Origin of the sequence: Corallococcus carmarthensis, assembly GCF_003611695.1 — a bacterium.
Classification (GTDB): Bacteria; Myxococcota; Myxococcia; order Myxococcales; family Myxococcaceae; genus Corallococcus; species Corallococcus carmarthensis.
In genome coordinates this window covers 1-10,452 of the sequence record NZ_RAWE01000292.1, presented here as the reverse complement: position 1 = coordinate 10,452, position 10,452 = coordinate 1, and the positions used below count along the sequence as shown (strand labels likewise).

The window sequence follows — 10,452 nt, the reverse complement described above, 5'->3', positions numbered from 1 at the left end:
CCCCTGCCTTGAGCTGCAGCCGCCCGAAGGGCAGGTCCAGCTCGTCGTGCACCACGAGCACGTCCTGGGTCGCGACCTTGTAGAAGCGCGCGGCCTCCGCCACCGAGCGGCCCGACAGGTTCATGTACGTCTGCGGCTCCACGAAGAGGATGCGCTCGCCGCCGAGATTTCCCTGGCCCACCCGCGCCTGGAACTTGTCCTGGGTGAGCTCCGCGCGGGCGCGTGCGAGCAGCGCGTCCACCACCATGAAGCCGACGTTGTGGCGGTGGCGCTCGTACTCGCGCCCGGGGTTGCCCAGCCCGCAGATGAGCTTCATGGAAGGCTCCCAAGGAGGGCCGGGGCCTGGAAGGGCCGCGCCCGGAAAGACAGCGGGGCAGGCCCTGGAAGAGGCCCGCCCCGCGAAAAGACACCGAACGGCGGAAGAGGACTACTTCTTCGCCGGGGCCTTGGCCGCGGCCGCCGCGGGGGCCTTGGCGTCGCCCGCCTTCGCGTCGCCCGCCTTCGCCGCCGCCGCGGGAGCCGCCGCCGCAGCAGCCGCCGCCGGGGCCGCTTCCGCCGCTTCCGGCGCGGCGAGCACGGCGATGGTGTAGTTGACGTGCGTCTTCACGGACACGCCCTCGGGGAGCTTCACGTCGTTCACGTGGATGGCTTCCGCGATCTTCAGGTTGGTGACGTCCACCTCGATCTGGAGGGGGATGGCGCCGGGGAGCGCCCAGACCTCCAGGTTGCGGCGGATCTGCGTGAGCAGACCGCCGTCCGCCACGCCCGCGGCCTTGCCGGTGAGCACGACGGGCAGGTTCACCTTCACCTGGTCGTTGTCACGCACGGCGATGAAGTCCGCGTGCAGGATGTCCCGGGTGAGCGGGTCCATCTGGTAGTCCTTCAGCAGGACCTGCTGATCATTGCCGGCCAGCTTCAGCTGGATGAGCGTGTTCAGCTTGTGCGGGGTGTTGATGGCCGTGCGGATGGCCTTCGGGTCCACTGAGATGTGCAGCGGCGCCTTCAGGTGCTTGCCGTAGACGACGGCGGGAACCTGGCCGGAGGCGCGCAGGCGGCGGGCAATGCCCTTGCCAGAACCTTCACGGGACTTGGCTTCGAGGGTGCTCTTGTCGGTGGCCATGGAAATCTCTTTTCGGTGGGGTACCGCGGGTTCACCGGTCCCTTTGGGCGCCCTCGGCATCCCACCCCCATGGTGGGCCCCGAAGACGGCGCCCGGGCCGTTGTGACGGGCCCGTTGAACCGGTGGAGGGGGCGGACATGCCAGCCCCCGGGGTCCTTCGTCAAGCCGCCCGGCTTCCAGGCGGCCCTTTGCCCGGATGCGTCCGGGCAGGCCTGGACGGCTTCAGACGAACAGCGAGCTCAGCGAGTCCGCGCGGTGGATGCGCGCGATGGCTTCACCGAAGAGGGCGTCCGTCTGCAGGGCGCGGATCTTCGGGCAGGCCCTGGCGTTGGCCGCCAGGGGCACCGTGTCCGTGAAGACGACCTCCTCCAGGACGGAGTCGGTGATGCGCTGGATGGCCGGGCCGGACAGGATGGGGTGCACCGCGTACGCGAGCACCCGGCGCGCGCCCTTGTCCTTCAGCGCGAGGGCCGCCTGGGCGAGCGTGCCCGCGGTGTCCACCATGTCGTCCACCAGGATGGCGTCCTTGCCCTTCACGTCGCCAATGAGGTTCATCACCTCCGAGGCGTTGGGGCGCGGGCGGCGCTTGTCGATGATGGCCAGCCCCGTGTTCAGCCGCTTGGAGTAGGCGCGCGCGCGCTCCACACCACCGGCGTCCGGGCTGACGATGACCAGCTCGGAGGACTCCGGGAAGCGCTTGCGCATGTCCTCCAGGAACACCGGCGAGCCGTAGAGATGATCCGAGGGCATGTTGAAGAAGCCCTGGATCTGTCCGGCGTGCATGTCCATGGACACCACCCGGTTGACCCCCGCGACCTCCAGCATGTCCGCCACCAGCTTGGCGGTGATGGGCGTGCGGGCCGCCACCTTCCGGTCCTGCCGCGCGTATCCGTAGTACGGCATCACCGCGGTGATGGAGCCGGCGCTCGCCCGCTTGAGGGCGTCGCACATGATGAGCAGCTCCATCAGGTGGTGGTTCGTCGGCGGGCACGTGGACTGGAGGATGAACACGTCCTGTCCACGGACGTTCTCGCCGATCTCGACGTGGATCTCCCCGTCGGAGAACGTGTCCACCGTCGCCTTGCCCAGGGGACGCTGGAGGTAATCGCAGATGCGCTGCGCCAACGCCGGGTTGGAGTTCCCGGCGAACACCTTGAAGTCACGCGACGGCTGCATGGGGGCGCTGACTAACCCGTGCGAGCCTGGAAGGGAAGTTCGTTAGTCGAGTTCCGCGGCCACGGAGACGAGCGTCCCGCTCTGCGCCTGGTGAAGGTGTTTCTCGTACTCGATGAGGATGACCCGCTCCATCTGGCTGCGCGTGTCCGCGTTCAACGGATGGGCAATGTCCTTGTAGGTCCCGTCCTTCCGTTTTTTCGCGGGCATCGCGATGAAGAGCCCGGTGGAGCCATGGATCACCTTCAGGTCGCGTACGACGAAGCAGTGATCCAGGGTGATGGTGACGTACGCCTTGAGTTTGTCCTCTTCGACCGGAAACACCCGGACGTCGGTGATGTTCATGGTCCCCCCCCGAACACTGGAAGATCGGAGCTATGGGGAAGCCTGGGACAGACTGGAGGTGAAAAGCAAGCACCCCCTACCTGTCGCGCCGGGGACCGTTCACTGCACCCGCAGCCCCTATGCCCCGAAGGGCCAGTGACTCACCAGGTGGGCGAGGAAGGCCAGGTGGTAGACGACGATGATGGCGTAGACGATGGCGCCCGCGCGGATGGCGAAGCGGCTGGCCTTGAGCCGGCGGTGCAGGCAGAGCAGGCACAGCCCGGCGTTCACGATGAGCAGCTTGGAGAACATGAAGAGCAGCGGTGACTGCTCGTACGCCACGCGCATCACCGGGTTGAGTTCCTCCGCCACTCCCAGTTGCAGGAAGAGCAGGGTGAACAGCCCGTCCATCAGGTTCAGCATCAGCAGCGCCACGGACGCCGGTGACATGTAGAAAGAAGCCTGCTCCGCCCAACTCCCGCCCTGAATCTCGCCCGCCGTCGCCGCCACGCCCCACCCCCAGGTTTCCCGTCCGTGCTTCCTGGAGGCAGGTCTATTCAAATCCCTTGCCAGGGCTTCCAGGGCTTCCCGGAAGCAGGCGGGCAGGCTGCGCGAGTGGGGGGCTTGCCAGGCTGGAAACGAAATTGACGGGAAGGGGTGGGTCGCCGAGATTGGCCCCGCTTCCGCCCTTCCCGACGAGTGTCCCTTGCATCAATTCCCTAAAGATATCGGGTGGATAGAGGTCATCTGCGGTTCGATGTTCTCCGGCAAGACGGAGGAATTGATCCGTCGCGTCAAGCGCGCGCTGTACGGCCGGCAGAAGGTGCGTGTGTTCAAGCCGCGCATCGACACCCGCTATGACGACACGCAGGTGGTGAGCCATTCCCAGTTGAAATTGACGTCCCTGCCCATCGAAAGGGCTGAAGAAATTTTCCGGCACCTGTCCCCCGACACGCAGGTGGTGGGCATTGACGAGGTGCAGTTCCTGGGCGGTGAAGTGGTGCAGGTGTGCGAGGCGCTCGCCCACCGGGGCATGCGCGTCATCTGCGCGGGGTTGGACCAGGACTACCAGGGGCGCCCCTTCGAACCGATGCCGCAGCTGATGGCGGTGGCGGAGTACGTGACGAAGGAGCTGGCCATCTGCGCGGTGTGCGGAAACCCGGCCAACCGTTCGCAGCGCATCATTGGCAGCGAGGAGCGGGTGGTGGTGGGCGCGGCGGGGGCCTACGAGCCGCGCTGCCGCAAGTGTCACGTGGCGGAACCCGCGGAGGCGAGCCCTCCGCAGACGCTGAAGCTGTTCGACTGAAAAGCCGCCGCGACCGGCGCTGGAGCCCTATCCGATGCGCGACACCCTGTACGCGAACGTGCCCTTCAAGTTGAACGAGATGACCCACCACTATGGGCCCAACGTCCACCTGGTGGGAAATCCGTTTCTCCTCTCCCAGCTGGCCACGCTGTGCGCCAAGGGCACGCTGCAGCCGCAGATCAACCGGCTGGTGGAGCAGCTCTACGCGGACCTGGTGAAGACGGTCATCAACGCGGAGTTCCCGCGCAAGATGGTGACCATCCCCACGCGGATGATCGACTCCACGCCCCTGGGCATCTACCAGGGCGAGGTGGTGGACCCGCAGCTGCGCGTGGTGACGGTGAACATCGCGCGGGCGGGCACGCTGCCGTCGCAGGTGACGTACGACCTGCTCAACTTCTCGGTGGACCCGTCCCTGGTGCGCCAGGACCACATCATCATGAGCCGGATGATCGACGCGGCCCAGGCGGTGGTGGGTTCGGAGATTGGCGGCGCGAAGATTGGCGGGGACGTGGACGACGCGTTCGTGCTCTTCCCCGACCCCATGGGAGCCACGGGCGGCAGCCTGTCCACGGCCATCCACCTGTACAAGACGAAGGTGCCCGGCAAGGCCCGGCGCATCATCACGCTCAACCTCATCGTCACGCCGGAGTACCTGCGCCGGATGACGACGGAGCACCCGGACGTCATCATCTACGCGCTCCGGTTGGACCGCGGCCTGTCCCCCCCGGAGGTCTTCGGCACCGCGCCGGGCCTGTTGTGGGAGAAGGAGCGGGGGCTGGATGACCGGCAGTACATCGTCCCCGGCGGCGGCGGCTTCGGGGAGATCATGAACAACGCCTACGTGTAGAGGGAGCACCCGGTGACGTTCCACGAGAAGGATGTCGGCGTCCTCATCTCCGAAGAGGCCGTGCAGGCGCGCGTGAAGGAGCTGGGCGCGCAGATCACCCGCGACTACCAGGGCAAGGAGCTCACGCTCATCTGCGTGCTCAAGGGCTCCGCGTTCTTCGCCATCGACCTGGCGCGCGCCATTGATTTGCCGCTGACGCTCGAGTTCCTGGGCGTGTCCAGCTACCACGGCGGCACGGAGACGACGGGCGAGGTGCGCATCACCACGGACGTGTCCAAGCCGATGGCGGGCAAGCACCTGCTCATCATCGAGGACATCATCGACACGGGGCTCACCATGAGCTTCCTGCTGGAGAACCTCCGGGCGCGCCATCCCGCGTCGGTGAAGATCTGCTCGCTCCTGGAGAAGCCCGCGCGGGCCAAGACGAAGGTGGACATCGACTACAAGGGCTTCGTCATCGAGGACAAGTTCGTCGTCGGGTACGGCCTGGACTACGGCGAGAAGTACCGGAACCTGCCGTTCATCGGCATCTGGAAGCACGCCTGATTCACGCGGGCCCTCGAGGGCCCGTGCGTCCCACCCCGCGGGGTGGGGGCCTTGAGACTGCGAGGGCCCCGTCCACGCGCCGCACGGCGGCCGTGTGCGAGGCCCTCGCGCGTTGCGGGGCGCACGCATGCACAGCCTCTCCTCTGGACATCGAGGAGGCTTGACCATGCGAGAAGAGAACGTGAGGGCCGCCCGGGCGGCCCCCACCAATGGGGACGCGATGCAGAAGTACCTGGCGGAAGCCGTGGGCACCTTCGTGCTCGTGCTCGGCGGCGTCGGGGCGGCGGTGCTGGCGGGCGACCGCATCGGCTTCCTGGGGGTGTCGTTCGCCTTCGGGCTGTCGCTCCTGGCCATGGTCTACACGATTGGCCCCATCTCCGGCTGCCACGTGAACCCGGCCGTGACGGTGGGCCTGCTGATGGCGGGCAAGTTCGACAAGCGCCACGTGGCTGGCTACGTCATCGCGCAGTGCGTGGGCGCCATCGTCGCGGCGGGCCTGGTGCTGCTCATCGCCAAGGGCATGCCGGGCGGCTACTCCGCGGGCGCGGAGGGGCTGGGGAGCAACGGCTACGGGGCGGCGTCGCCAGAGGGCTTTGGTGGCGGGGCGGCCTTCCTCGCGGAGGTGGCGCTCACCTTCCTGCTGGTGCTGACGGTGCTGGGGGCCACGGACTCGCGTGCGCCGGTGGGCTTCGCGGGCCTGGCCATCGGCCTGGTGCTGACGCTCATCCACCTGGTGGGCATCCCCATCACCAACACGTCGGTGAACCCGGCGCGCAGCCTGGGCCCGGCGCTCTTCGCCGGAGGCGACGCCCTGCGCCAGCTGTGGATGTTCATCATCGCGCCGCTGTTGGGGGCGGCCTTCGCGTCCGCGGTGTACAAGCTGGTGCACCGGCCGGCGGTGCAGATCACCGCCACGCGCGCGGAGCAGGCGACGGACGAGGAGCGCCGCGAGCGCGTCGTGGGCCAGCGAGACGTGGAGCGCCCCGTCTAGCGGACCTCACGGATGCCGGATGCACGAAGGCCGTGCCTCGCATGTTTCGCGGGGCACGGCCTCTGTGTGTGAAGCAGGGGAGCGGAGCGGCCCTAGAAGGCGGCGTCGAAGACGACGTCGTTGGCGGCGCCCACGCCCACGCCCACCTGGTAGGACGACACGCGGCGCTCGAAGAAGTTGGTGAGCTCCTGCACGTCCTGCAGGTCCATGAAGTGCAGCGGGTTCTTGGTGTGGAAGATGGGGGCCATGCCCAGCATCTGGAGGCGCTGGTCGGCCACGTACTCCAGGTAGCCGCGCATCTCCTGCACCGACAGGCCCATCACGCCGCCGCTCAAGAGGTCCTGGGCGAACTGCGTCTCGCACTCCACCGCCTCGCGCAGCATCTGCACCACGTCGCGCTCCAGGCTCGCGTCGAAGAGCTCCGGCTCTTCCTTGCGCGCGGTCTGGATGGCCTCGAAGGCGAAGGCCATGTGGGCGGACTCGTCGCGGAACACCCAGTTGGTGCCCGCGGCCAGGCCGTTGAGCAGCCCCTTGCTGCGCAGGAAGTACACGTACGCGAAGGCCGCGAAGAAGAAGAGGCCTTCGATGCAGCCCGCGAAGCAGATGAGGTTCAAGAGGAACTGGCGGCGGTCCGCGCGGGTGCGGACCTGATCCAGCGCCTGGATGCTGTCCATCCACTTCATGCAGAAGCGCGCCTTGCGCTGGATGGACGGGATGTTGTCCACCGCCGCGAAGGCCTTGGCGCGCTCCGCCGGGTCCGGCACGTAGCTGTCCAGCAGCGTCAGGTAGAACTGGACGTGCAGGGCCTCTTCGTAGAGCTGGCGCGACAGGTACATGCGCGCTTCGGGCGCGTTCAGGTGCTTGTAGAGGTTGAGCACCAGGTTGTTGCCGACGATGGAGTCGCCCGTGGCGAAGAAGGCCACCAGCCGGTGGATGAGGTGACGCTCCGCGTCCGTCATCTTCGAGCGCAGGTCCACCAGGTCCGTGGAGAAGTCGATCTCCTCCACCGTCCAGGTGTTCTTGATGGCATTGCGGTACATCTCGAAGAAGACGGGATACGCCATGGGGCGCAGCGTCAGGTTCATTCCCGGATCGAGCAGCATTGCTTCGGCACTCCCTTACTCACGACGACAGGGGACAGCAGGGGTACGGCGCCGCCAGGGTGACTACTGGCAGGCCTCGCACGCCTCGGGGTTCTCCAGCGAGCACGCCACCGCTTCAGCCTCCGCGGTGACGACCTGCGACACCGGCGCGGGCGCGGCGGTGATGGTGGGGCCGCCCTGGCCCACGGTGGCCTTGGCGATGCGGGTCGCCGGGCGCGAGCGCAGGTAGTAGGTCGTCTTCAGCCCCTTCTGCCACGCGTAGAAGTACATGGAGGACAGCTTCCCGATGTTGGGCGTCTCCACGAAGAGGTTGAGCGACTGGCTCTGGTCGATGAAGGCGCCGCGGTCCGCGCCCATGTCCAAGAGCGCGCGCATGGGGACCTCCCACGCGGTGCGGTAGACGGCGCGCAGCTCCTCCGGCAGCTCCGTGAGGTCCTGCACGCTGCCTTCGGCCATCTTGATGCGGTTGCGCGTGGACTCGTTCCACAGGTTCAGCTGCTGCAGGTCGCGCACCAGGTAGCGGTTCACCTGGAGGAAGTCGCCGGACAGCGTCTCGCGCTTGAAGAGGTTGGACACCTGCGGCTCGATGCACTCGTAGCAGCCGGCGATGGACGCGATGGTGGCCGTGGGCGCGATGGCGATCATCAGCGAGTTGCGCAGGCCCACCTTCATGATGCGCGAGCGCAGCGCGTCCCAGCGCAGCGTGTCCTCCGGGACGATGCCCCAGCTGTCGAACTGGAGCTCGCCCTTGGCCGCGCGCGTCTCCGGGAAGGACGGGTGCGCGCCGAACTGCTCCGCCAGGTCGGAGGAGGTGACGAGCGCCGCGTAGTAGATCTCCTCCGAAATCTTCTTGGACAGGTTGCGCGCCTCCACGGAGTCGAAGGGCAGGCGCAGCTGGAAGAAGACGTCCTGGAGGCCCATCAGGCCCAGGCCCACCGGGCGCCAGCGGCGGTTGGAGTCCGCGGCGGTGGTGATGGGGTAGTAGTTGAGGTCGATGACGCGGTCCAACTGCTTGAGCGCGAGCATCGCGTTGGCGCGCAGCTGGTCGAAGTCGAACTTCCCGTCCTTCACCATGCGGCCCAGGTTGAGCGAGCCCAGGTTGCACACCGCCGTCTCACCCTGGCTCGTGACCTCCAGGATTTCGGTGCAGAGGTTGGACAGGTGGATGACGTTGCCCGGCTGCCCCGTCTGGTTGCTCTTGCGGTTGCAGATGTCCTTGAAGGTCATCCAGCCGTTGCCCGTCTGGGCCAGCACCTTCATCATCCGGGCGTACAGGTCGCGCGCCTTCACCTTGCGCACGGCCTGGCCCTGCGCTTCCGCCTCCGCGTAGGCCTTCTCGAAGGCGTCGCCGTAGAGGTCGGTGAGGTGGGGCGTCGCCTTCGGGTCGAAGAGGCTCCACTCCTGGTCGGCCTCCACGCGGCGCATGAAGAGGTCCGGCACCCAGTTGGCCAGGTTGAGGTTGTGCGCGCGGCGGGCCTCGTCGCCGGTGTTGTCACGCAGCTCGAGGAAGTCCTCGATGTCCGCGTGCCACGTCTCCAGGTACACGCAGCACGCGCCCTTGCGCTTGCCGCCCTGGTTCACCGCCGCCACGGACGCGTCCAGCGTCTTGAGCCACGGGACGATGCCGTTGGAGTGGCCGTTGGTGGACTTGATCAGCGAGCCGCGCGCGCGCACGCGGTGGTAGGCCACGCCGATGCCGCCAGAGAACTTCGACAGCATCGCGATGTCCGAATACTTCTTGTAGATGGCGTCCAGCTCATCCGCCGGCGAGTCCAGGAGGAAGCAGCTGGAGAGCTGCTCGTGGCGCGTGCCGGAGTTGAACAGGGTGGGGGAACTGGGCAGGTACTCCAGCGAGCTGAACAGGCGGTAGAGCTCGATGGCCTCGCGCGCGTTGTCGCCGGACAGGGCGCACGCCACGCGGAGGAAGAAGTCCTGCGGCGTTTCGATGACTTCGCGCGTCTGCGGGTTCTTCAGCAGGTAGCGGTCATAGACGGTGCGCAGGCCGAAGTACTCGAACAGGTCGTTGCGGACCGGGTCGATGGCGGCGTTGAGCTTGCGCGCGTTGGCCTGGACGAAGGTGAGCAGGCGGTCCGCGATGAGGCCGTGCTTGTGGCCGGCGGCGACGGACTGGCTGAAGGACTGGATGTCCTGGTTGCTGACCTCCTTCTGGATGAAGGTGGACAGCAGGCGCGCGGAGAGCCGGGCGTACTCGGGCTCTTCCACGATGAGCGCCGCGGCGGTCTGGATGGACAGGCTGTCCAGTTCGCGCGTGGTGGCGCCGTCATACAGGCCGCTGATGGTCTTGGTGGCCACGCGCATCACGTCCACGCGCGACAGGCCCACGCAGGACTTGCCCACCGCGCGGACGATCTTGTTGAGGTCCACCGGCTCCGCCGTGCCGTTGCGCTTCTTCACCCGCATGGTGGTGGCGAAGTCGCCGGGCGCCGACGGGGCCTGCGTGGCGGGCGCCGCGGTGGCGGAGTCGGGGGGCGGCGAGGCGACGGCGTTCGGCTTGAAGGGCGTCTGGACGGTCACGGGCGTCTCACTTCCAGGCAAGGCAATGGCGTAGCCAACAGGGTGGACTGACCCCGTGGGTGACGACTTCGGAGATGGCAGGGAGGGACTACTTTTCCGAGCAGGACCCGCGGGCTTGGCGACAACAACCCGACATGTAGCGAATTGTGAGGCGGATGTGCGTGTCGGTCAAGGAAACCACACCAGCCTCCGGGTTGCGGGAGCGTGCCCCCTGGGTGGCGGGCGGGCAACGAGGAGGCCCAAGCTATGGGGGGTCCCCGGGTGTGTCAACGCTAGATCCTGTGTAAACCTGCCGCTGGGGTCGGATCGATCATTGCAATCTATGATCACTCAACGCCCCTGTTCCGGGCGTCTTCCGGCCGACATTTACAGGGCCGGAAAAGCGCGTCCGGACCCGTCTTTTTCATGGGGTCACCCAACCCCCCAAGATCAGGGCGCGAGGCCCGCGTCGGGGGTTGGGGCGGCCTGCGGGGGCTGCTGGGAGGTGTCACCGGCGGGTGACGG

General features: G+C 67.4%; 11 protein-coding genes. 4 read left to right on the top strand and 7 right to left on the bottom strand.

All coding sequences use genetic code 11. The features are described 5' to 3' along the window. From pth to D7X32_RS40475, 5 genes are all read right to left on the bottom strand, one after another. Positions 1-316 (bottom strand): aminoacyl-tRNA hydrolase (gene pth, locus D7X32_RS40495; protein ID WP_120607860.1); only part of this gene is annotated, 316 nt, incomplete at its 3' end. A 111-nt stretch (positions 317-427) separates the two neighbouring features. Beyond that, positions 428-1,120, bottom strand: coding sequence for a 50S ribosomal protein L25/general stress protein Ctc (locus tag D7X32_RS40490; protein WP_120607859.1), 693 nt, complete (start codon positions 1,118-1,120; stop codon positions 428-430). Between the two features lie 222 nt (positions 1,121-1,342). Then, complete coding sequence (locus D7X32_RS40485; RefSeq protein ID WP_120607858.1) at positions 1,343-2,296, bottom strand: ribose-phosphate pyrophosphokinase; 954 nt, start codon at positions 2,294-2,296, stop codon at positions 1,343-1,345. 42 nt (positions 2,297-2,338) lie between these two features. Then, positions 2,339-2,638, bottom strand: coding sequence for a septation regulator SpoVG (spoVG, locus tag D7X32_RS40480; protein WP_120607857.1), 300 nt, complete (start codon positions 2,636-2,638; stop codon positions 2,339-2,341). 117 nt (positions 2,639-2,755) lie between these two features. Beyond that, complete coding sequence (locus D7X32_RS40475) at positions 2,756-3,067, bottom strand: DUF5658 family protein (protein WP_244239455.1); 312 nt, start codon at positions 3,065-3,067, stop codon at positions 2,756-2,758. Between the two features lie 256 nt (positions 3,068-3,323). Here D7X32_RS40475 and D7X32_RS40470 point away from each other — a divergent pair, with 256 nt between their 5' ends. From D7X32_RS40470 to aqpZ, 4 genes are all read left to right on the top strand, one after another. Next, positions 3,324-3,923, top strand: coding sequence for a thymidine kinase (locus D7X32_RS40470; protein WP_120607855.1), 600 nt, complete (start codon positions 3,324-3,326; stop codon positions 3,921-3,923). A gap of 34 nt (positions 3,924-3,957) precedes the next feature. Next, the gene (locus D7X32_RS40465; protein WP_120607854.1) at positions 3,958-4,773 is read left to right on the top strand and encodes a uracil phosphoribosyltransferase; all 816 of its coding nucleotides are present in this window, start codon (positions 3,958-3,960) and stop codon (positions 4,771-4,773) included. 12 nt (positions 4,774-4,785) lie between these two features. Beyond that, positions 4,786-5,319 (top strand): hypoxanthine phosphoribosyltransferase, encoded by a 534-nt coding sequence (gene hpt / locus D7X32_RS40460; protein WP_120607853.1) that lies wholly within the window; start codon positions 4,786-4,788, stop codon positions 5,317-5,319. Positions 5,320-5,485: 166 nt separating this feature from the next. Further along, complete coding sequence (gene aqpZ / locus D7X32_RS40455; protein ID WP_120607852.1) at positions 5,486-6,310, top strand: aquaporin Z; 825 nt, start codon at positions 5,486-5,488, stop codon at positions 6,308-6,310. 92 nt (positions 6,311-6,402) lie between these two features. Here the strand turns inward: aqpZ and D7X32_RS40450 are convergent, their stop codons facing one another. Both D7X32_RS40450 and D7X32_RS40445 read right to left on the bottom strand, forming a co-directional pair. Continuing rightward, the gene (locus tag D7X32_RS40450) at positions 6,403-7,413 is read right to left on the bottom strand and encodes a ribonucleotide-diphosphate reductase subunit beta (RefSeq protein WP_120607851.1); all 1,011 of its coding nucleotides are present in this window, start codon (positions 7,411-7,413) and stop codon (positions 6,403-6,405) included. A 63-nt stretch (positions 7,414-7,476) separates the two neighbouring features. Continuing rightward, positions 7,477-9,834: a ribonucleoside-diphosphate reductase subunit alpha gene (locus D7X32_RS40445; RefSeq protein ID WP_120607861.1), complete on the bottom strand. Its 2,358-nt coding sequence runs from the start codon at positions 9,832-9,834 to the stop codon at positions 7,477-7,479. Positions 9,835-10,452 lie beyond the last annotated feature (618 nt).